The sequence below is a fragment of the Microcoleus sp. Pol14D4 genome, assembly GCF_036701245.1.
GTDB lineage: Bacteria > Cyanobacteriota > Cyanobacteriia > Cyanobacteriales > Microcoleaceae > Microcoleus.
On record NZ_JAUBQM010000026.1, the window covers coordinates 13873 to 35543 of the forward strand.

27 protein-coding genes are annotated in these 21671 nt (G+C 45.5%); 12 read left to right on the forward strand and 15 right to left on the reverse strand.

Annotation, left to right across the window (positions count from 1 at the left end; all coding sequences use genetic code 11):
- Positions 1–35: 35 nt before the first annotated feature.
- From QUA33_RS11960 to QUA33_RS11975, 4 genes are all read right to left on the reverse strand, one after another.
- Positions 36–1058 carry an S-layer homology domain-containing protein gene (locus tag QUA33_RS11960; protein WP_333148774.1) on the reverse strand — a complete coding sequence of 341 codons (1023 nt, stop codon included), beginning with the start codon at positions 1056–1058 and terminating at the stop codon, positions 36–38.
- Between the two features lie 181 nt (positions 1059–1239).
- Complete coding sequence (locus QUA33_RS11965) at positions 1240–2121, reverse strand: hypothetical protein (RefSeq protein WP_333148775.1); 882 nt, start codon at positions 2119–2121, stop codon at positions 1240–1242.
- 132 nt (positions 2122–2253) lie between these two features.
- Positions 2254–2859: a DUF1517 domain-containing protein gene (locus QUA33_RS11970; protein ID WP_333148776.1), complete on the reverse strand. Its 606-nt coding sequence runs from the start codon at positions 2857–2859 to the stop codon at positions 2254–2256.
- 457 nt (positions 2860–3316) lie between these two features.
- Positions 3317–3862: a hypothetical protein gene (locus QUA33_RS11975; RefSeq protein WP_333148777.1), complete on the reverse strand. Its 546-nt coding sequence runs from the start codon at positions 3860–3862 to the stop codon at positions 3317–3319.
- Between the two features lie 357 nt (positions 3863–4219).
- Here QUA33_RS11975 and rfbB point away from each other — a divergent pair, with 357 nt between their 5' ends.
- The 4 genes from rfbB to hpsJ-A all read left to right on the forward strand — a co-directional run bounded on the left by rfbB (position 4220) and on the right by hpsJ-A (position 8082).
- The gene (rfbB, locus tag QUA33_RS11980) at positions 4220–5326 is read left to right on the forward strand and encodes a dTDP-glucose 4,6-dehydratase (protein ID WP_333148779.1); all 1107 of its coding nucleotides are present in this window, start codon (positions 4220–4222) and stop codon (positions 5324–5326) included.
- Between the two features lie 387 nt (positions 5327–5713).
- Positions 5714–6565, forward strand: coding sequence for a cyanoexosortase A (gene crtA, locus QUA33_RS11985; RefSeq protein WP_333148780.1), 852 nt, complete (start codon positions 5714–5716; stop codon positions 6563–6565).
- Positions 6565–7233 carry a cyanoexosortase A system-associated protein gene (locus tag QUA33_RS11990; protein ID WP_333148781.1) on the forward strand — a complete coding sequence of 223 codons (669 nt, stop codon included), beginning with the start codon at positions 6565–6567 and terminating at the stop codon, positions 7231–7233. The genes crtA and QUA33_RS11990 overlap by 1 nt, the downstream gene beginning before the upstream one ends.
- Before the next feature lie 171 nt (positions 7234–7404).
- Positions 7405–8082, forward strand: a complete 678-nt coding sequence (gene hpsJ-A, locus QUA33_RS11995; protein WP_333148783.1) for an HpsJ-like protein, cyanoexosortase A-associated — start codon at positions 7405–7407, stop codon at positions 8080–8082.
- Positions 8083–8453: 371 nt separating this feature from the next.
- On the opposite strand, the gene QUA33_RS12000 is transcribed toward hpsJ-A, so the two are convergent.
- From QUA33_RS12000 to rpaB, 3 genes are all read right to left on the reverse strand, one after another.
- Complete coding sequence (locus QUA33_RS12000; RefSeq protein ID WP_333148784.1) at positions 8454–9095, reverse strand: cofactor assembly of complex C subunit B; 642 nt, start codon at positions 9093–9095, stop codon at positions 8454–8456.
- Positions 9096–9188: 93 nt separating this feature from the next.
- Complete coding sequence (locus tag QUA33_RS12005; protein ID WP_333148785.1) at positions 9189–10373, reverse strand: RNA-guided endonuclease TnpB family protein; 1185 nt, start codon at positions 10371–10373, stop codon at positions 9189–9191.
- Positions 10374–10555: 182 nt separating this feature from the next.
- Entirely contained in the window at positions 10556–11287 is a 732-nt protein-coding gene (gene rpaB / locus QUA33_RS12010) for a response regulator transcription factor RpaB (RefSeq protein ID WP_071587789.1), read from the reverse strand.
- Positions 11288–11451: 164 nt separating this feature from the next.
- Between rpaB and radA the strand changes: the two genes are divergently transcribed.
- The 8 genes from radA to QUA33_RS12050 all read left to right on the forward strand — a co-directional run bounded on the left by radA (position 11452) and on the right by QUA33_RS12050 (position 15802).
- The gene (radA, locus tag QUA33_RS12015) at positions 11452–13008 is read left to right on the forward strand and encodes a DNA repair protein RadA (protein ID WP_333148786.1); all 1557 of its coding nucleotides are present in this window, start codon (positions 11452–11454) and stop codon (positions 13006–13008) included.
- 45 nt (positions 13009–13053) lie between these two features.
- The gene (locus QUA33_RS12020) at positions 13054–13257 is read left to right on the forward strand and encodes a type II toxin-antitoxin system prevent-host-death family antitoxin (RefSeq protein ID WP_333148787.1); all 204 of its coding nucleotides are present in this window, start codon (positions 13054–13056) and stop codon (positions 13255–13257) included.
- A gap of 132 nt (positions 13258–13389) precedes the next feature.
- A complete protein-coding gene (locus QUA33_RS12025) occupies positions 13390–13641 on the forward strand; it encodes a hypothetical protein (protein WP_333148788.1) in 252 nt (83 codons plus the stop codon).
- Between the two features lie 12 nt (positions 13642–13653).
- Positions 13654–13893, forward strand: a complete 240-nt coding sequence (locus QUA33_RS12030; protein WP_333148789.1) for a DUF2283 domain-containing protein — start codon at positions 13654–13656, stop codon at positions 13891–13893.
- 42 nt (positions 13894–13935) lie between these two features.
- Positions 13936–14157: a hypothetical protein gene (locus QUA33_RS12035; RefSeq protein WP_333148790.1), complete on the forward strand. Its 222-nt coding sequence runs from the start codon at positions 13936–13938 to the stop codon at positions 14155–14157.
- A 3-nt stretch (positions 14158–14160) separates the two neighbouring features.
- The gene (locus tag QUA33_RS12040; RefSeq protein WP_333148791.1) at positions 14161–14490 is read left to right on the forward strand and encodes a type II toxin-antitoxin system PemK/MazF family toxin; all 330 of its coding nucleotides are present in this window, start codon (positions 14161–14163) and stop codon (positions 14488–14490) included.
- Positions 14491–14546: 56 nt separating this feature from the next.
- Positions 14547–15401 carry a TIGR02587 family membrane protein gene (locus QUA33_RS12045; RefSeq protein WP_333148792.1) on the forward strand — a complete coding sequence of 285 codons (855 nt, stop codon included), beginning with the start codon at positions 14547–14549 and terminating at the stop codon, positions 15399–15401.
- Positions 15398–15802 carry a TIGR02588 family protein gene (locus tag QUA33_RS12050; RefSeq protein ID WP_333148793.1) on the forward strand — a complete coding sequence of 135 codons (405 nt, stop codon included), beginning with the start codon at positions 15398–15400 and terminating at the stop codon, positions 15800–15802. The genes QUA33_RS12045 and QUA33_RS12050 overlap by 4 nt, the downstream gene beginning before the upstream one ends.
- Positions 15803–15969: 167 nt before the next feature.
- Here QUA33_RS12050 and QUA33_RS12055 read toward each other — a convergent pair whose 3' ends face one another.
- From QUA33_RS12055 to QUA33_RS12090, 8 genes are all read right to left on the reverse strand, one after another.
- Positions 15970–16563, reverse strand: a complete 594-nt coding sequence (locus QUA33_RS12055; RefSeq protein ID WP_333148794.1) for a CPBP family intramembrane glutamic endopeptidase — start codon at positions 16561–16563, stop codon at positions 15970–15972.
- Positions 16564–16594: 31 nt separating this feature from the next.
- Positions 16595–17677: a DUF3326 domain-containing protein gene (locus tag QUA33_RS12060; protein WP_333148795.1), complete on the reverse strand. Its 1083-nt coding sequence runs from the start codon at positions 17675–17677 to the stop codon at positions 16595–16597.
- Entirely contained in the window at positions 17674–17865 is a 192-nt protein-coding gene (locus QUA33_RS12065; RefSeq protein WP_015175652.1) for a hypothetical protein, read from the reverse strand. Before QUA33_RS12065 ends, QUA33_RS12060 begins: the two co-directional genes overlap by 4 nt.
- Before the next feature lie 57 nt (positions 17866–17922).
- Positions 17923–18240, reverse strand: coding sequence for a 2Fe-2S iron-sulfur cluster-binding protein (locus QUA33_RS12070; RefSeq protein WP_333037336.1), 318 nt, complete (start codon positions 18238–18240; stop codon positions 17923–17925).
- 244 nt (positions 18241–18484) lie between these two features.
- Positions 18485–19024 (reverse strand): Uma2 family endonuclease, encoded by a 540-nt coding sequence (locus tag QUA33_RS12075; protein ID WP_333094364.1) that lies wholly within the window; start codon positions 19022–19024, stop codon positions 18485–18487.
- Positions 19025–19170: 146 nt separating this feature from the next.
- A complete protein-coding gene (locus tag QUA33_RS12080; protein WP_333094362.1) occupies positions 19171–20352 on the reverse strand; it encodes a GTPase in 1182 nt (393 codons plus the stop codon).
- 196 nt (positions 20353–20548) lie between these two features.
- Positions 20549–21088: a Uma2 family endonuclease gene (locus QUA33_RS12085; RefSeq protein WP_333148796.1), complete on the reverse strand. Its 540-nt coding sequence runs from the start codon at positions 21086–21088 to the stop codon at positions 20549–20551.
- A 68-nt stretch (positions 21089–21156) separates the two neighbouring features.
- Positions 21157–21336 carry a MafI family immunity protein gene (locus QUA33_RS12090; protein ID WP_333148797.1) on the reverse strand — a complete coding sequence of 60 codons (180 nt, stop codon included), beginning with the start codon at positions 21334–21336 and terminating at the stop codon, positions 21157–21159.
- Positions 21337–21671: the final 335 nt, after the last annotated feature.

Genomic DNA, 21671 nt, shown 5'->3' on the forward strand with positions numbered 1-21671 from the left:
TGTGGGGCGTTGCTCGGAGCAACGCCCCTAAAATATTATTTGGGCAACTTTAAAGGCTTCACAACATACTCTGAAGACTTAGCAGGGACTTTGCCTTTTTTAGCCATAGCTTGGTAAATCATGGCTGCTACTTCAGCACGAGTTGCTGTTCTATTAGGCTGCAAAAGTGTGCGCTTCGGGTGGTTAACAACAATGCCAGCTTCTGTGGCTGATGCTACTTTGTTAACTGCCCATTTCGGCACTTTTGCCCTGTCTGTATAAACTTGTAAAGTTTTGGTTGCTTTTGTTGATGGTTTCAGGCTCAAACCGCTCGCTAAAGCTGCGATGACTTCGACACGCGGAATCTGTTTGTCGGGACGGAACTCATTGTTTGGGTATCCTTTAAGATATCCAGTTTTGACGGTGTGATCGATCGCAGGAGCTACAGGACTCTTGTCTTTTACGTCTTTAAAATCAATTGGTTTTCGGATCGGCTCTTTGTCGTCGGACATTCGCTGAATTAAGCGCGCTAGTTCGGCTCGCGTCATCGGTTCGTCGGGGCGAAATTTGTTGTCGGTGGACTCAGCAAAAATTTTCCGATCGACTAAAGCGACAATGAACGGACGCGCCCAATATTTGTCTGGAACATCGGAGAATCTAACGGGCCCAACTTTGGGTTTATCAGCTTTCGGTTTGGTAATTGCTGGCTCGGGAGTCGATGGTGCAATTGGCTTGTTGGGAGGAACAACGATTACACCCACCGGAGGATTTTGCGGTAAAATCGGTCCTAAAGGTGTCACAGGTGCGACTTCCCGTTCTGAGGGAATCAGGGTTGTAGCGGGCGATCGCAAATCGGAACTTGGCGATTCGGGTGTTAATATTCCCGGACTCGCGGGCGTAACAGCAGGTTGAGAAAAAACGGCTGGAAATTGCCAATTTCTGGCATTCAATCGATCGGGATTTTTACCTGTTACCCAAAATAAAATTGCTCCCATCGTGCCGAAGGCAACCAAGATAGCAATCAATTCATCCAATCCTAGAGGATTTCTTTCCCCTGACGGGGGTTGTGAAGAAGACATATTGTCACCTACATACCAATGTAGAAATTAAATCACATATTTTTTGGGTCTGGGGGAAACAGAGAAGGCTAAATCAATTATTCCAAAGTTTTCATTCTCATGCCTGCGGTGGCGGGGTATGGCGAAGGTAGATAAAATCAACTTTTACCAATATCAGTTGCTGATTTTTGCCATCTTCAACTCAGCGCCTTCTACTCCCGAAAGAGCGAGTCCGACTCGGTTGACGAGAATTCCTGCCACTACCAAAACTCGGCTGCCGCTTGTATTGATTTTGACGTTGCTGCGGCGATCGCCTCAAAGTGCTCCCACCGTAACCCGAACCGGTCGATCGATTGCCATTTGGCCGTGCTGAAGGTCTTACTGGCTGGTTATATGTAGGCGATCGCAGGCGGCCGGTCGTCCTTAAAACTTGACGGTTTCTCACAACTGGAGGCGGAGTTTGGTAGCGAGTTTGATACCGCTGAACAGCTTGGCCGTAAGTATTGCCATACCCGCCATATCCTGTCATAATTCCCGGCTGATAGACTGGTGGCATATAATATTGCGGTCTAAATAACAAACTGCCGATCGCCTGACCAGCTATAGCCCCAGCAAACGGCGCCCAGAAGCCAGATTGCTGCCGCACTACTACGGTTTGTGGCTGACCTGTTTGAGGATTAGGAACAGTTTCGGTAACGTTGTGAACGTACTCAATTTTAAAATCTTCTGTCAAATGCAAAACCGCTTGATTGTTATCCACATTTAGATAACTTTTCTTGCCTGCCGATATTTCTTCATCCGTTAACCGAGCCATTTGCAAATCCGTAGTGCGGTAAACTGGGGGACTGCCGGGGGGAGTATTCAACAACATTAAACTGTATTCGCCATCAGCATCGTCGTAGGTAGCTTGCTGTACAGGATATTGACCTTGACTCAAGTTATTATTTGGTGCAGGACGCACTGTGTTAATATTTGGATTGCCAGCAGGATTTGTCGAAGTTTGTCTACTAGGAGAACCGCAGGCGGTTGCCGTCCATAAAAAAGTTAAAGCCATGAAATAAATTGTCAGTCTTCGCAGCATCATAAATAGTAATTTTTAATTTTTAATTTGTAATTTGGCATGGGTTGTTTTATAATTGCTCCGGCTTCCTTCTTCCCGACATCAGTTACATCAATTACACCCGTTACTGAATCCGTTGCTGAACTTCTTCCTTCCTTAAATGGGAATAAGTTCGGGGAAATTGACCAACACTTGGTCGTTAGTAAGTTCGTCTCCCAACTGTGCGGGAGAAAAGTGAACTTGCACAGCTCGGAGCCTTTCTTGGTAATGTAAATTTATCAGGGCTTTTAAACCGACTTTCAGCGCGCTGATGTCAGCAAGGTCAGTTTCTAGGGCAGGAACTTCGCCTTCATAAGCAACTGTCAGCATCACCACCACATTTCTAGTTACAGGCAAAGACAAGGGGGAATTTTTATCGTAAACAGATGTACTGTATTGAGGCTCACTGAGATAGCGATCGGCTGAATCAATGAAAAGTTCATCCACATAATCGCCCGCTTCGCCTTCATTCCAAAAAACATCGCCTTCATTGGCGGCTGATTGCCAGTAGTTGTCGTACTGCAACAGGTGATTGCAAATTTCTACAAGACCTTCTCCTAAAACTGCTATGTCGCCATCGGCATCAATTGCTTGTCTGGCGGTGCGGTTGAGAACTCCTAACAGCGGTGCAACTTCTTCGCCTGTTAGGTGAACGAACACCCGGCAAACTGCCACTCGAGTTTTACCTGTAAATTGATTGAATCGATCGCGCCAAGCATTCATAATAACCTAGAGTTGTAATCTGTAGGGCTATATTTTCAACGATAACAGGTCACTTGAACTCTTGCCGTCTACCCTCAGATTGATCTGAAGAGTATTTTTAGCGATCGCCTCCACAACATACTATCTCACTATGACTCATCTAATTTTATAGCAGTTTCAATCGCATCAAATACAGTAGGGAAATGGCACAGCCTTGTCATGAGGGGCAGTAGCGACTTTTAATAATTGGTATAAGATTGAGGATGGTAGCAATTTTTTTAAAACTGATATTAATTAAACCCTCCGAGAGCTTTGCGGGAATAGGATATTGTTTGCTATCGATTCATCTGTTTTCAATTGTTTGCACTGCTTTGCGAGAGGCAGGAAAATAAATTGTAGGGTAGATAATTTCCAGTCAAAAAAACTCCAATCTTGCAAGATTGGAGGTGCGCTAAGCGAATACTTTGGTTTGAGATAACTATTTGAGGATCGCGCTTTGGACTTGTTCGATCGCAATTTCAGAACTCAACTCAGCAACTTGTGAAACTGGCAAATCCAGCTCGCCGCCCGGAGCTTCTGGGTGTTCCCGAACGGCTGCAACCGCATCTGCTGACTCAGCTACAGCACCCGCCGCCGCCAAATCGAGCAACACCGGAACTTCCATGTTTCCAGAAACACCTGCATCTGCGATCGGATCGATCGACTCTTCAAAAACTTCAAAATTATCGGTCATCGCAGCGCAAGCAGCAGAAGCGCGCTTGCCGGCGCGGTAGCTCATGTAGGCCGCACCTGCGCCCCCAAGCCCAGCCAAACCGAGGAAACCGAGAGCTGCTGTTTTGTAAGATTTCCACGGATTCATGCGCTCCGAGCCGCCGGAACCTAGGATTGTTGGCGCAGAACCAGATTTAGCCGCCCCAGATTTGCTGTAGGAACAGGGGTAAGCAGATGCAGCGTCACAAACAGCGATACTGCTTGCGATCGCGACAACGGAAGCAATGCCAGCTAACACTTGAAACTTCTTCATGGTGCTCTGGAGATTGTAAAGGATAATTAAAAAATTAATGGTAACAGCTCTTTACAAATGTATCAACTCTGCGCGCCACCCATATCGAAGATCGATCGCAAAAGTCAGCTATAGCCTCACGCAATTCAAATTTAAATTTGCCAGCTTAAAAATTTGCAATGCTTGCTTTGTAAGCGTTTCGGCAAAAAAAAAGGTAGAAGTTAAACTTTTGTGAACCAATACTTCGATCGCACCCAACTTAGAAAATCTGAGGTGAGACACTAGAAAATTTAGTTACAGACTGGCAAACACTTGGTGACAAACTACTTTTAAGGCTACTTTTGTAAAGGCTTAGTTATTGGAATAACTCTTATTTTTATGACAGACAACGCGACTCAAGGCATTGAGCGAGATCCTCGCCGATTGTTGGTGACGGGCGGGGCTGGATTTATCGGCTCAAATTTTGTGCATCACTGGTGCAGCACCTATCCGGGCGATCGATTAATCGTACTCGACGCTTTAACCTACGCCGGAAACCGACAAACCCTGGCAACTTTGGAAGGAGGCGAAAATTTTCGGTTTGTGCAGGGGGATATTTGCGATCGTACCTTAGTCGATACCTTGCTCAAAGAAGAAAACATCACCACAGTCGCGCACTTTGCCGCAGAATCCCACGTTGACAGGTCAATTATCGGGCCTGCAGCCTTTGTTCAAACAAACGTTGTCGGAACCTTCACGCTTTTAGAAGCCTTCCGCAAGCATTTTGAAGCAATTGACGATCCCTCTCTCAAAGCACAAATGCGCTTCCTCCACGTTTCTACCGACGAAGTTTACGGCAGTCTCGGTCCTGATGACCCAGCCTTCACAGAAACAACTGCCTACTCGCCCAACAGTCCCTACTCAGCCTCCAAAGCTGGCAGCGACCACCTCGCCCGCGCCTATTTCCACACCTACGGCGTCCCGACAATTATCACCAACTGTTCCAACAATTACGGCCCCTATCACTTCCCAGAAAAGCTCATTCCATTAATGTGCATCAATATGCTATTGGGCAAACCGCTGCCAGTATACGGCGACGGTCAAAACGTGCGAGATTGGCTCTACGTTCTCGACCACTGCCGCGCTTTAGATGCCGTTATTCACCGCGGTCAGCCTGGGGAAACCTACAATGTTGGCGGAAACAACGAGGTAAAAAATCTCGATTTAGTAAAAATGCTGTGTCAGCTAATGGACGAATTAGCTGAGGATTTACCCGCCCGTCCTTGCGAACAATTAATCGCATTTGTCAAAGACAGAGCCGGGCACGATCGGCGTTACGCTATTGATGCCAGCAAAATTAAAACTGAGTTAGGTTGGACTCCCTCAGTAACCGTTGAAGAAGGTTTGCGACAGACTGTAGAATGGTACTTAGCCCATCGGGATTGGTGGGAACCCCTGCTTTCGGAGGAATATCAAACTTACTACCGGAAAGTCTACTCTAATTAATCTACTCTTGGACGCACGGGCTACCAAAAACCAGCACCGGTAAAAAACTGGTTTTCAAGCTCAAGAGTGCGTCCAACAAAGGTTTCTGTCTTGCCTTCAAGCTTTACATTTGAACTCTAGGTGCAGAAACGGGGTTTGAGGGAGGAAAATTTTTAGTTGAGTGCGATCGATCAGAGTTAAAAAACCTGTTTTCTTTAATCTTTGCGCCTAATTTCAGATTTAATTAGGGAAAGGTAAGTATCACACACATTCGCCCTTGTCAATCATTGTGAAGATTTAGTTAAAAATCATCCGAAACGCATAAATGCAAGTGTTTGTAGCTGATAATTTTAATAGAGTTACAAGATTAAGCAATTTAGAAGCTTTTAGGAAAAACAAAAAGCACCAATGACCGAAATAAACTGGCTCAAGCACGTCCAAGAACCTAAATACTGGCTGTTAGGCATCGCCTCCGGTTTGATTGCCATACACCTAACTCTAACTTCCAGAACAAACGACACAGACCTGTTTGGTACAATGTTACTGTTTTGGGGAGTCGTAGCATTTCTCATTTGGGAAAGGCACGAATCCTTAACTTTAGAAAGCGGAGTTTTTGCCAGCTTCTTTGGGTCATCGTTAATTGCTTTAATATTGCTCAAAAGTTCGTCCATATCTGGATACGACTTTTTTATCCGAGCAACGCCTTTTTTGTCGGGAATCAGTCTCGCATTGCTGGCTTCCGGCACAAAAGGAGTAAAACAATATAGGCAGGAACTTCTAATTCTTGGCTATACAGCTATTCCTCCAGGATTGATCGGAGTATTCGTTGATGTCGCCCTATTAACAGCAAAATTTTCAGCTTTCCTCCTCCACTATCTAGGATTTGAAGTGGTGCGAAGAGGGGTTTTTCTAATCCTGGAAAATGGCAGTGTGGAAGTGTATCACGGCTGTTCTGGCGTAAATGCGATGCTACAATTGTTAGGACTAGCTCTGGTTTTCTTACTGATGTTTCCTACCACTACTGGTCAGAAAATAGTATTGCCATTCGTGGCCATAATTACTGCATTTCTAGTTAATGCCGCGCGAGTTGCTCTCATGGCAGTGCTGGTATCGCTATCTCAACCCGAAGCATTTAAATACTGGCACGAAGGAAATGGTTCGGTAATATTTTCTATGATTGCTGTATTTATTTTCGGGTTATTCTGCTGGTTTGCAATTTTGAAAGACCAACCCCAAAATAAGGAAGGACAGAATTTCTAATGGCTATTACCTCTTGGAAACCACTTAGGCTTTCCCTGTTGGCTTTTACTTTGGGAGGGGTTTTGTTGGTTGCCGGAAAATTGGTTTTCTATCCATCGGACGGCAAGAATGTGGCAACCCCGTTTGAGTTTCCCGAGTCGGTGCCTCTAGCCGATTGGAAACTAAACAATAGCGCGCTTCTGGAAATTAAGGAAAATTCAGAATTCAAAGCTGCCAGGAAATATGAATATCAAAAAAATAGCATGGGTCTAGAAATAGAGATGCGCTATGCGGTAGACAGCATTGGGGATGTGGAAGGTATGATGAAGGGACATACTGTTCTCAAGTCGAATCCTGGTAAACTAGCATTGGCAAACACTCAAGGCGCGGGGTTTCACGGACTTTTGCAACAGCAAAATCGACTGTATTTGAGTTCATGTATCAATCCTCATGGCAGTCCTACAGTAACTTCCCAACAGTTTAGATATAATCGAAATACTCGCGATTGGCAGCCAAACCGTGTTCTGTTTTGGTTGTTGGGTAGGGGAAATATTCAAGACCGGCGCTGTTTGTGGACTCAGATGTCTGTGCCTTTGGATAAAACAACTCCAGAAGATGCCAAAAAAATTCTAGAGAATGCTTGGGTTTCTTGGTATGGGTGGTGGCAGCCGCGATTTCCCGAGCCTTGAGTTGAGTCAGTGGATTTTAGCTTTTAGCTTTTAGATTTACTCCACAGGTGAATCTGGAAGCTGGAACAAGAGTCTAAAATTTTTGATTCTCCATGACTGTTGTCGGGGGCCTGTATCCGTTATTGGGCGGGGTCAAAAGAGATTTTTCTTAACAACAACTCTGATTATTTTATGAATGACTTACAAGGCGAACAAGGTTTTTCTATCTACAGACTGCGTTGGATTGGCTACGGTCTATTAATTTTGTCTGTATTAGATACGATTGCAGTTCTTATACCAGCAAATTTTGGCAATCGCCTTTGGGAATTGCAGACGATTGGGGCAGTAGTGGAACGGGTTCCCGTTCCACTACTGGCAATGGCGCTGATATTTTTTGGAGAAGGGTACGATCGCAGAGGTTTGGAAGAGGTTTTTTTGAAGGTTTTGTCTTGGGTTTGTCTGCTGCTAGGTCTACTTTTTCTCTTGATGCTGCCTTTGGGAATTTTTGGCACTATCTATGTCAACAACCAAAACAACCAGCAAATTACTACTCAAGCAAACCAACAATTAGCTCAGTTGCAGCAGGTGGAAGATCGGCTAAAGAACGGTAGTCCTGAAGATTTAAGGAATTTGGCGGGGGAACTTACCCGTTTGGGGGTACAAGCGGATACGCAAAACCCACAGCAATTGAAAGAGCAAATTCTTTCGAGAATTACTCCGGCTAAGGAACGATTACAGACGCAAAGTGCTGCGGTTCAGTCAAATCAGCGCGTGGGGTTATTTAAAAATGCTGTTAAGTGGCTGCTGGGCGCGCTGATTTCTAGTGTTTTGTTTTTTACGCTGTGGCGCGGTACTGACTGGGCTCGCTAGTAGTTTTGAGTTTTAAGTGGAGAGTTTTGAGCTAGTAAGGTGCGCCTAGCGCACCCGGAGAGCGTTGTTGAGGACTAAGGTGCGCCCTTTACACGCAGCCAGCGTCTTGGTGGTTAAGAAGACCCTCCAACCCTGGAAATTTCCTTGGGGGGAACGCTTGCTCTTGTTCTTTTCAAAAGATATCGGTAATAAATCTTGTTTATTGCCGATAGCCAACACCTAGAATTAGGCAAATCCGTCGTTAGCGCAGCCCTCGAAGAGGATCGCACCTTGACAGGGCTGGCATTGTGCAATCTCAAATCTCAAATCTCAAATCTCAAATCCAAAATCCACAATCCAAAATCCACAATCTAAAATCTAAAATCTAAAATCTAAAATCGATTGATGGTATTTTCTAGTTTGTCTGCAATGCCTTCAACCCAGTTTTCATCTTGTTTGGTGTAGCTGCGGGGCGCGTTAGCACCTAAGATTAAAATGCCTTGGCTGCCGATGGGCTGACAGATGACCCCTTGAGTATTTTCTGGCAAATAGTCAAATTCAATTTTGCCGGGATAAATATTGAGATTTACTAAATAAACTGGTTTATTTTTGTCGAGCACTCGCTGCAAAATTGGCCCTGGTTTGACTTCGGGATTGATGCCTAAAATACCGCGTCGCAATAGAACTTTTCCCTGATATAAAATTACGATCGACCTTGTGGCAGTATTTGTCAACAGCAAACGCGACGCCCAAGCTAATTCTAGCTTGACGGCCTCCGGCAATTCCGGCGCAAATTCAAAACCTTCTTCGCCGATAAGTTGTACAGAATCGGGCGATCGCGCTTGCACCTGCTGCCACAGCAAACCTGTTAAAATCAGCAAAGCGCTGATAATTACTCCCAAAGCGTCCGATCGAGCTTGAGAATCTGTAATTTGCTCTGTCAGCAAGCGGTTTACCATTAGCAGCGTACCTGCTAACCCTCCTGCAACTAAGGGCAATTGCCGCAAAACTTTATTGGGATCAGATTTAGTCATTAGTCATTAGTCATTAGTCATTGGTAATTGGTAGTTGGTAATTTAAGTGAATTACCCGACGTTCATCTGAGTACAGATAGAACGCGGGCTTCCCTATTCAACCGCAACAGCCTCTACATTAGTAGACTTGCGTCCATACCGTTTTGGTCTTACATTGCGTCCAAGGGCAGTAGCGCTGATTCCCAACGCCAAAATCCGTAAGCCTTCATTTCTGATATTGATCGCCGCATTCACATCTCGGTCATGTCGCTGATGGCAACGAGGGCAATCAAACGAGCGGACACACAGATCCATCTTTGGGATTTGTAGCAGCGTATTTGAGCAAAGGTGAGAAGAGGGAAAAAACCTGCCTATTTCTAGATAAGTCTTGCCGTCAAACTCTGCTTTGTATTTGAGCATGGTGCAAAACATTCCCCAACCTGCATCACTAATTGCCTTGGCAAGGTGATGATTTTTGACCATGTTTTTCACTGCTAGATTTTCCACCACGATAACTTGGTTTTCGTTAACTGTCTTACGGGACAGCTTGTGGAGGAAATCCGAGCGCACTCTCGAAATTTTAGAATGCACTTTTGCCACAGCCATACGAGCTTTACGCCGCTTGTTCGTGGTCTTATCCTTTTTCCGAGATAGCTTTCGCTGTTTGCGTTTTAAGTTAAGCTCATGCTTCTTAAGATGCCGTGGGTTTTGGTATTTGGAGCCATCCGAAGTGACGGCAAAATCAATCAGCCCCAAGTCAAGCCCAATCGTCTTGCCTTCACTACTGGGTTCTGGCGAGTCAAGACCATCCTCGACCAATAGCGAAGCATAATAGCGACCATCAGGCATCCTCGACACCGTAACAGTCCTCAGCTTTCCTTCTATGTCTCGATGAACCTTAGCTTTTACCGTTCCTAAGTAACCTGGGAATTTAATTTCGCCTTGGCTCAATAGTTTGACATTTGCGGGATATTGAAGGGATTGCCGACCATGGCGATTTTTGAAAGATGGATAACCAGTACGTCCGTCAAAAAAGTTAATGAACGCTTGAGATAGATTTAGCACAGATTGCTGAAGACATTGTGAATAGCAAGTTTTTAGCCATTCGTGTTCAGCTTTCCAGAACGGGATCTGCTTTTTCATATCAAGAGCAGACAAACCTTTACCCGTCTCTTTGTAAGCTATTGACATAGCCGCAAGTGAGTGATTCCAGACCCAACGCGCACACCCAAAAGCTTGAGCCAAATGAGCTTGCTGTGCATCCGTGGGGTAAAGTCTGACCTTGACTGCTTTTAACATTCCATTATGTTAACAGGGTTTACAGAACCTGATAAATAATAGGGTGGTGGCATAGATTATTTGCCAAGTCGGCGGGGCATCGAACCCCTTGACTCGCACAGGGAACATCCCGTCGCTAAACGTCGTACCATGTTTGGCGCGGGGCTTCCCGCGACTAAGCTAATGCCAACTGCCAACTGACTTTATCCTACTTCTCCAATTTCGACAATTCGCTGGAACAGATAGCCGGTGCCGCGGGCGGTGAGAATTAATTCGGGATTGCTGGGGTCGTCTTCCAACTTTGCCCTCAGCCGCGAGATGTGAACGTCCACTACGCGGGTGTCTACGTGGCGTTCTGGCGTGTATCCCCACACCTCCTGCAAAATTTCCGATCGCGAAAAAGGCTCTCCAGAACGGCTGACCAGCAGTTCTAACAGGCTGAATTCCATGCCCGTGAGGCGAATTCGTTCGTCGCCTTTGTAAACTTGGCGCTTGTTGGTGTCAATCCTAATATTGGTGACGTGGATGACTCCGGAACTGGGAATTCCCGATGCGCCGTTTTTGTCCACCCTCCGCAGTACCGAACGGATGCGGGCTTCGAGTTCTTTGGGAGAGAAAGGTTTGACGACGTAATCGTCGGCGCCCAATTCTAAACCGGTGATGCGATCGGCTACGTCTCCCAAAGCAGTTAGCATGATGATGGGTACGTCTGACTCTTTGCGCAACTCCTGACAGACGCCGTAACCGTCTAGCTTCGGCATCATCACGTCCAAAACCACTAAGTCGGGTTCGGTGTTGCGAAATGTTTCGAGAGCTTCTTCGCCGTCAGCAGCGGTGACGACATCGTAGCCAATCATGGAAAGGCGAGTCTCCAGAATGCGGCGGATACTGGCTTCGTCATCGACTACCAGAATTTTTTCTTTATGGTTTTCCAAGTTACCGAGCACTCCTTAAGTTACATTTCAGATAATGTTATTTTTTTGTACCCTATCATAGAAGACACAAATTGAATCATGTGTGGCGATCGGTCTGAAAGCTTGATAATTGCTTTAACTCAGACTTTTCTAAATGTTAGGGTGACTATTTATCATAGTAAACAATGCCTAAGCCTCGAATACAATATATTTGTCGGGAATGCGGGTATGATTCACCACAATATTTTGGCAGGTGTCCTAGCTGTCAGAAGTGGGATTCTTTTGACGAGCAGTTAGAACAACCTACTGTTGGTGTGTCGCGGGCTGGTTTAACAGGGGTGACAACTAAGACAGTGGGCGGTTCGCCCCCTGATAAGTCGAAGGGTCAACCCAGGGTATCTTTCAGATTATCGCAGATTTCCGACCAAACTCAGTCTCGCTGGCCTTCTGGTTACGGGGAGCTCGATCGAGTTTTGGGAGGCGGGATTGTTCCGGGCTCGCTGGTGTTGATTGGGGGGGAACCGGGAATCGGGAAATCGACGCTGCTGTTGCAGGTGGCAAATATGTTGGCCCGCAAGGATCGGATACTGTATGTCAGTGCGGAGGAGTCCGGCCAGCAGGTGAAGTTGCGATCGCAGCGTTTGGGCGTGGCTAATCCGGTTGAATTGTCAAGCAACGGCGGGCATAAATCTGGCAGTAACGGGGAAGCTAAAAAGGATTCCGAGGACAAGTCAGCGGAGAATTTCTACTTGCTTCCCGAGACGGATTTAGAGGTTGTTTTGCGGGAGTTGGAAGCGCTGAAACCGAATGTGGCGGTGATTGACAGCATCCAAACTATTTATTTTGCTAGTTTAACATCGGCTCCGGGTTCGGTGGCTCAGGTGCGGGAATGTACATCTGCTTTGATGCAGGTAGCGAAAAGGGAAAATATTACTTTATTTATTGTCGGTCACGTTACGAAAGATGGAGCTTTGGCGGGGCCGAGGGTTTTGGAACATTTGGTAGATACTGTACTGTATTTTGAGGGCGATCGCTTTGCTTCTCATCGACTTTTGCGATCGATGAAAAACCGTTTTGGCGCTACTCACGAAATCGGTGTTTTTGAAATGGTAGCCAACGGTTTGCGAGAAGTAGATAATCCGTCGGAGTTGTTTTTAGGGAATAGAGATGAATTTTCTCCCGGTACTTCGACGACGGTTACTTGCGAAGGAACTCGACCGATTTTAGTAGAAATTCAGGCATTAGTCAGCCCTGCGAGTTTTGGTTCGCCGCGCCGCACTACTACTGGTGTGGACAATGCTAGATTGCAGCAAATTTTAGCTGTTTTGGAGAAAAGGGTGGGGATTCCTTTATCTAAATTAGATGTGATTTTGGCGACGGTGGGCGGGTTGAAGGTGGACGAACCGGCGGCGGATTTGGCAGTTGCGATCGCCGTTGTGGCCAGTTTTCGCGATCGGGTGGTTGATGCGCGCACTGTTTTGCTTGGGGAAGTGGGTTTGGGAGGACAGGTGCGGCCGGTTTCACAATTAGAATTGCGGCTGAGGGAAGCGGCAAAATTGGGTTTCAAAAGGGCGATTATTCCTAAGAATCAACCGGTGCCTGAGTTGGGGATGGAGATTATTCCGGTGGCGAAGGTAATCGATGCAATTATTGCGGCGATTCCGGCTACTCCGGCTCAGTTGCAGTCTGCTGATATGGAATTGCAGTCGGTTGATTTGGAGGAAGAGGATTTGTTTAATTGAGTTAGAATTGTAATGTTGGGAATTGAGAGTAAGGAGGCACGAATTATGTATAAATTAGACATTCTTGAGGCAAAAGAAAAGCTTCGAGAATTAATCGAAGCGGCGAGGAGAGGGGAAGAAATTGGGATTACTCAAGATAACCAGCCTGTTGTAAAATTGGTAGGAATACCGCCAGCTAATAAGAAGCGCTGGCCATCCAAAGCAGGGAGTGCTAAAGGAATGGTTTGGATGTCCGAGGATTTTGACTAACCGCTAGAAGAGTTTAAGAAGTAGATGAAATGAGGTTGTTTGACACTGATGCCTTTATTTTGATGCTTATGCGCGGCTGTGGTGAATTAAGTTAGTGCAAAAATAAAGAGGCAAAAAGGAGGTAATAGCAACGTGAGCGTTAGATTACATCCCCATGCTCAAGCACGATTGATTGAGCGAGGTGCAACTGAGGCAGAAGTAATTGCTACTGTTGAAAGTGGCACAACTTTTCCGGCTCAATTTGGCAGAACCGGATTTAGGCGCAACTTTTCCTTCAATGCTGAGTGGCAGGGAAAAATTTATGCTATGAAGAAAGTGGAGGTGATCGCAGCTAAGGAAGACGAAGACAGGATGATGAGCGCTGTAATTGTCAATTTTTTTTAGCAGGAGGTTCCGGTGAAACTAACTTACGATCCGACATACAACGTAGCTTATATATACCTGAAAGAAAAAACCGCACAGGTAAACACTATCCAGGTTAGCGATCAAATGAATGTGGACATTGCCCCAGACGGTACTATTTATGGAATTGAATTACTCAATGCCAATCAACAATTAGGGGCGGATAGTCAAGGAAAACTGATTGTTGTCAACGAAGCTTTGGGAGAGTATTCTGAGATTAAACTGGCACTATAACTGCCTTAACATAATTTTGTTAAATACAGATTCAAACCTACCATGAAAGCCTACGAGTTTCCCGCAAAAGTCACAGATGAAGGGAAAATAGAATTTCCCGATACTCTCTTAAAATACTTGGCAGTTAACCAAGAAGTCCGAGTTATTGTTCTGGTGCAAGAACCAACTGATACAGAAGAGGAAAACGCTGCTTGGCAGATCCTTGCTGCTGAGCAATTATTAGCTGGCTACAGCGAGGAAGATGCTATCTACGACAATATTTGAAATATGCCCAATTATCAATCAGGAGAAGTTCTCTTACTGGCACTACCTTTTGCCGATGTAACAACATCAAAACTCCGTCCTGTGCTGGTACTTTTGGATACAGGAGATGAAGATATTGTTGTTGCACGAGTGACAAGTCAAACAACTAGGACTGTTTTTGATGTTGAGATTGTAGAATGGGAGCAGGCAGGTTTGTTGCGTTCGTCAGTGGTTCGGCTGCATAAGGTGAACACAATAGAAAAGCGTTTGGTCAATCGTCGCTTGGGAATTTTAACCGCTAGCGACTGGACGCAAGTTAGAGAAAGAATACAACAAATATGGTATTCTATTTGAGCTGGTTTAAAAAAATATTTACTTGCCAAATTTTTGAGGTGCGTTTTCACTAAAAAATGAAGAAATCAAAAAGACGTAAAAATCAGTGGTCAAATGAACTAAACGACATCATTAGAGGTGCATCGGGCGGCTTTTTATTCGGAATTCCCCTGCTTTATACGATGGAGGTTTGGTGGATAGGTTCGCATACTAAACCAGCGGAAATGTCGATCGCGATCGCAACTACTTTTATCGTGGTTTTCTTGCTGACTCGCACTGAAGGTTTTCGCAAAACTAAAGACATTCGCTGGCTAGAAGCTGCCATCGATACCGTAGAAGCGATCGCGATCGGTATTGTCTGCGCGGCTTTGATCCTGTTTTTGCTCCGGGAAATTACGCCGGAGACTCCACTGCAAGAAACTCTGGGGAAAATCATCTTTGAAGGCCTGCCGTTTGCGTTGGGAGTCGCCTTAGCAAGCGGTTTCTTGAGCGGCGATCGCTATCAAAGTTCAGACAGCGACAGCGAACCTAAGATTAACCAAACTTTAGCAGATATTGGCGCTACTTTAATTGGGGCGATGATCATTGCTTTCAACATCGCCCCAACAGACGAAATTCCCATGCTAGCGGCAGGTATTTCGCCGCCTTGGCAATTAGCAATTATCGCCGCCTCGCTGCTAATTTCCTACGGTATTGTATTTGTAGCAGGCTTTACTTATCAAGCAAAACGGCAGCAGCAGCAAGGGATTTTTCAGCGTCCCCTCAGCGAAACTGTCATGGCCTATTTAGTGTCGCTGGTGGCTTCTGCATTTATGATGTTTTTCTTCCACAAACTCAGTTTTGACGACCCGTGGTCGATTTGGTTGAACTATACGTTAGTATTGGGATTGCCGGCGACTATTGGCGGCGCGGCGGGGAGGTTGGCAGTATGAGTGAAAGTAATAACGAACAGCAAAAAAAAAGAACTCCTGCTGAATGGGTGACATTTGCGATCGCCTGCTCGATCCTTTTTACCATCACCGGGCTCGTACTCTACAACTGGGTGACTAAAAAGCAGGAACCTCCGATTATTTCTGTCACTCGCAACACGCCTATTCGCAAAAATCAAGGGCAATTTTACGTACCGTTTACAGTGACAAACACGGGCGGCGAAACGGCCGAATCAGTGCAAATTATTGCCGAACTGCGCGTCAACGGCGAAGTCTTGGAATCTGGCGACCAGCAAATTGATTTTTTGTCAAGCGGCGAAACTCAAGAAGGAGCTTTTATCTTCAGCCGCGATCCCAGTCAAGGTGAGTTGATCGTGCGATCGAGCAGCTACAAACTGCCTTAACAAAGATAAAAATCGGCGGTTAAAACCTTTTCACCTCTGTGAACTCTTCCTCTTCGCGCCCTTAGCGTCTTCGCGGCTCGTTCAATCTAAAAACCCCCTTGCGCGTTGGCATTTATTGCTATATTCCGCGCAGACGCGATTTCAATCGCTTTGGAATTGCGATCGAGCTACCGCTTCACCAGATTGTGTTCCCACTTCCAAACACAGCTAGAAATCAAATTCGTACAGATATGAGCCGTAATTGGCACTAACAAATTCCCAGTAGCTAAAACGCTGTAACCCAACAGCAATCCAACAGCCGTTGCCCAAACAGCATAAGGCCACTGATCGATGCCTCCCAAGTGCAGAATGCCAAAACAAAAACTCGATAAAACTAAACTGGTAACATTCAATCCTAAAGCAGACAGCATCACGCCTCGAAATAGCAATTCTTCGCTAAGTCCCGGCAGCAGTCCCAGCCAAATTAAATCAGGCCAAAACAAAGGTTTGAGCACTACTTCCAAGTAAACGTCTGCACTCCGGCGATAACCCGGCCAAAGGTAATAAACGATCGCACTGCCGCCTGTAATTGCCAGTCCGAGCGCACATCCTTTGAGCAAGTCCATTCCTATCAATTTGACTGGCAAAAGCGATACCGATCCAAATAGCAACCACAATTTAGCTACCGCCAGCAACATAATTGCTGTCACGCCCATTGCTACTAAAACTTGGGTGCGCGTCAAGGGTTCAATTTCAGGATTTCCGGGAAGTTTTTCTGCCACTTAATCACTTTTAGATTTGAGGTTTGAGATTTTAGATTTGTTTTGTTGAGTCAGACAAACAACGCAGGGAGGAGATGTCTGCACCCAAGGAAGCTGGACTGATGCCTGCTCGCAAAGCGACCAAAACTCCGATCGCCTCTAAATATGAGTTTACCTGCAAAGCTTTGATTCCGAGTTTTTCTGGAGTCGCCTGCATCTGGGTTTTGTTGTCCCCCACAGCGATGATTTGTACCGACGATCGCCCGCTCAAACTCAGAATAGAACTGCCCCCGCAGGCTGTGGCGGGTATCACCACCGCATCCACTCGATCGGCGGTAATTGATAATTGATTGTGCTGCTGGCTTTCTGGCGCTACCAATTGGGGAGCTTTGCTGAGGCCGGCAAGGACGCAAGGTAGGAAAGTATAGCCGATTTCCTCAGCAGCCGATCGCGGGGACAGGTGCGGATCGAGGGGAAGTGGCGAAAGCGCCGGGGCGTGGGCGCAGGGGATTTTAAACGTCCTGACGATGAGGTGGCTGATGACAGCTTCCGCGCCGGCGAGGGGGTCAACTCCTTTGCCGCGGCGGTAGTTTTCTAGGGCGATGCTGCCTTCATCGTCGGGAAATCTGGCCACAACTGCGATCGCCTCTACTCTTGCTTGTTCGATCAATTTTTCTGCAGCGCGCAATAAACTGTCGGGATTGCCGATGGTTCCCCAGGATGCCCCAGATTCAGAAATACGCAATTCTACTTGCAGAGGGCGATCGGTTAAAACACAATCAGTTATATTCAAACCCAATGTAGCTCTCGCTGCATCAGCCGCTTGCAAGTGTCGCAACTGCAAGTCTGATTCAATGCCAGCATCGAGGATTAAGCCGATGCGATTTTGATGTACTGGTTGGAGTCCCCAGCATCCGGCAGCAAATTTGTCAAGGGCGTAACCTTCAACGTAGAGAGCGTTAGGTATCGGCCAATAAATTTGAGCGCCGTTGAGGACGTTGGGGTGAGTGATCAGGGTGTCTGAAATTTGGGCGATCGCCCTAGCCACCGGCAGCGCATCTCCTGCAAACCCACCGATCGAGGCTCCAACGCCTGTGGGGACTATCAAAACCACTGTCAAAGGGCGGGGGTTCACGGTGTTGCGGGGGATGCTTCCACGAGCACGTAGCCTTCTACCACAGCCTTTTGCCGATCGACATCCACGTCTGTGACTGCCCACCGCAGGGGTTCGCCGTACTTTTGCAGTTCAATTTCAATAGCCGAGTGCAGTTGCTCGGCAGTCTCGTGGAGGTCAACTTCTGCGGAAATGAAATGGGTGGTCATAGGGCGATCCATAGTGGTTTTACCGCTAACGGTACTTAGGTCAATTTTAGCTTAGTCCTAAGATTTACCGAATTGGCGATCGTACACAATGTCTTCTTTTTCTGTTTCTATCTTCAAGTTCGATCGGGGATAAGCAACACACAGCAACACATAACCTTCTGCCTGAAGATCCGGACTAACGCCCATACCATCAGCTTGATCGACCTTCCCTTCAATAATTTTACCAGCGCAAGTAGTACAAACCCCCGCATTGCAAGAACTCGGCAACTCAATGCCGGCGGCGTTGGCGGCGCGGAGAATTTGTTTATCTTCGGGTACTTCTACGGTATAGGTAGAGCCTTGGTGGATCAATTCAACAGTGTAAGTCTTAGACATATTTCAATTATTGGTTTTAATTCCCCAATTGGAATTTACGCTAGATTTGGAAACAAAGCAATCAGTATTTTACCGCTGTTTGTGCTTTTTTGCAATTTTACAACTCCATTTTTTATTGATAATTTTTTTTATTAAATGGCTGGGCGAGCGAGTGGCATTTTGTCAATGACTTTTTCACAAATTATTACAAGCCTCACGGCCGAACTGTGCCACAAAGCACTTATACCTAATTAATTTTTTGCCTTCAAGCCAACAACTCATCAACCGCAACACTAAAACCCGGCAGCACTAGCTGAGTGCTGACTGTAGAACCCAGGTTAAAAGTTAACTTTTGAGTTTGAGTCATTATCATTATCCAGCGACTTTCTGGAAAAACTATCCAAACTTCCAGACAACCCGAATCTAAATACTCTTGTGCTTTAAGAAAAATCTCTTCCGCAATATCAGTAGGAGAAACTATTTCTGCAATTAACGGCGGGCTTTGAGGCAAAGTAGGAACATCGCCATATTGAGCAACAAGTTCAGCAGTCAGATAAGCTACATCAGGACGGCGCACTCGCCTGTCTGTACGACAAGGAACTTCTGTATAAACTTCGCCTCCTTGTCCGCTAGAATCTTTGTAATTTCCCCAAGAACGATCTAGTCTAGATTGGATTCGACTGTGTTTTACTGTCATGCCATTTTTCTCCGCGATTTGCCCGTCCACCCATTCCATATCGTCGGGGGGATTAGCCATAAAGTCTTCTAGAGAAACATTTTCTGATAAAACTGCTGCCATTACCATAGCTATTTACTCCTTTTTGCATAATTCACTGATATTGTAGCAATCAATTGGTAATGGGGAATTGGGAATTGGGAATTGGGAATTGGGAATTGGAACTAACAAATAACCTATGCCCTATGCCCTATGCCCCATGCCCCATGCCCAATTTACTCAATATTAATTTGATTGGGAGGCTTAGGTTGATTCGGTGGCTCATCCTTCAAAGTTTTACGCCCAGAACTAGCATACTCCTTGTACATTTCCACAAACATCTTGGTTAACTGTTGCAAAGAAAGTTGTTCGCCATTAACTTGAGCTTTCATGTAAGCTTTAAGCACTTCAATGTAAGCCAAACCGAGGGCAAGCGTGAGAGTTGCTGCCGTTGCCCCGGAGATTGCACCGCCGACAACAGTACCCGCACCAGGAATCATTTTAATCAAATTAGTAACAATACTTCTGCCAACAGCAGTCACACCGCCTGTGCCGCTAATAGCAGACAGCATCGCCGAAATAAACCCCTTATCAAAGGGCATTCCAAAAATTACAGTAATATTAGCAATCATTGCCGTTTGCATCGTCATCAAAATCGGCGCATCAGCAAACGGTACAGGAGTCGCCCCGACAATTGCAGAACCTGCAACATAAGCACTTAGATACTTAAATGCCATATCGGATTTGAGCGCAATATTTGCAATTTGTTCTTTAACAAAAGCTTTTTTAGCTACTTCCGGCAGCAGTTGAAAAGTTGCATCTACCAACTTATCTAAGCCGTGAGATTTTACTGTATAATCCTCATCTATTTCTTCCGGTTCAGCCATGACCGGGATGATTTGACTGACTGGCAAATTCATGTGTTCCAGTTGCTTGAAAAACTCGCCCGGCTTTTTAGATGTCGTCTGAGTCAGCACTAAAAGAACTGGTACATCTTTGACTTCCATTTCTTTTAGCCAGCTTTCCTCCACAGATTCTATTCTATTGGCGCTGTGATTGATGCAGTACCAAATGACGTGAATGTGTTCTTTTGGGTGCAGGAGTCTTTGGTCTTCAATCAGTTTAGCAACGTTTAATTGAATAACTTTAATTTGTTCGGCGTTGAGTTCGAGTCCGGGAGTATCGTAGACTGTAATTGGGCAATTCGGTTTTGTATATTGGCGAATGCCTTGAGTTATGGGGCGGCCGACTCCGGTTTCTGCTAAGCGTTGGCGAAAAACGGAATTTATTAGGGTACTTTTGCCGACACCGGTTTTGCCGATGACTAAAACATTGCACTGTCCCACTTGGTTTTCTGCGTCTTTGAAGGCGTAGTAACTTCTATTTAAAAGCTCGTCTAAGGAAAAGTCGTCTGACATGGCGGTTTGCTCCGATAAGGGTGGGATATTAATTCAATACCACCGAAGAGAATTTCGATGCTCTACAAACGAAGTCCGCGAAGGCGGACTGGGGGAGTCTTAAACATATTGTAGCAATTTGATTTCAGCACTGGTGCAACGGGTAGAGGAGAGTTTTGTGTCGCGTGCTGCTACATGAAAGGTTGTAGAATTTAGTTTAAGCTAGCAATCGATCGACCTCGATGCTAAAACCTATGAGGATTTGTTGGGTGCTGGCGGTATCGCCGGATCGAAATGTCAATATTTGATTTTGAGTCATCACGAATATTAAACGACTTTCGGGAAAAACTAACCAGACTTCCTGAGAGCTAAATTCTAAATATTCCTGTGCTTTGAGAAAGACATCTTCAGCTATATCGGTGGGTGAAACTATTTCGGCAATTAAAGGGAAACTTTGGGGTAAAGTGGCAAGATTGCCAAATTGTGCAACTAATTCGGGTGTGAGATAAGCGACATCGGGGCGGCGAATTTGTCGGTTGGTGCGGCAAGGTGGTGAAATATAAACTTCTCCTCCTTGTTTGCTGGAAATCATGTAATTTGACCAAGCACAACCCAGGCTTGATTGAATTTTACCATGCTTGAGCGTGGCTCCATTTTTCTCCACGAGTTGTCCGTCCACCCATTCCATGTTGTCGGGGGGATTGGCCATGAAGTCTTCTAAAGTAAAATTCTTCTGTGCAGCAGTAGCAGTGACCATAGTTATTTCCTCGCTTTTGCATATTCGCTGATACTATTATAGCCAGTCGAGTATTCTCATTACCGATATTAAGCATTTACTAGGACTTTTAACATTTCCCAAGTTTCTCGTTCCATGTTCAAGATATTTCCCACTTCTTGCAATAGTTCATAAGCCTTTAAATCTATGGTAATTTCTTCTTCAATGAGAATATCGCACAAAGTCTCTAACGCTAAATTCCACTCGCCCGCATGAAGATGTGAAACCAAAAATTATATTTGAGTATCTGACAGTTGTGGTTTCACGACATTAATGATTTCATTGAGTTTACTTTCTACAATTTTCTTGTCAAACATTTGTTTTGCTCCTGACAATATTTCTAGGGATTTTTGGGTAGGTTAGTAGGGAAGGCTTTAATGATTCCTCTCCCATCAGGTTCTACTATTACCCTAATACTCACACTATCTCTAGTTCCTTCAATATGCCATCTTACAGGCTTACCAGCAAAGAAGTTACTTAAACTTTTAGCAAAGACTTAAGATAAGTATAAACTCTGAAACAATAAATTTTCTTTGATTTTATGACATTTAATGGCACTTTTGCA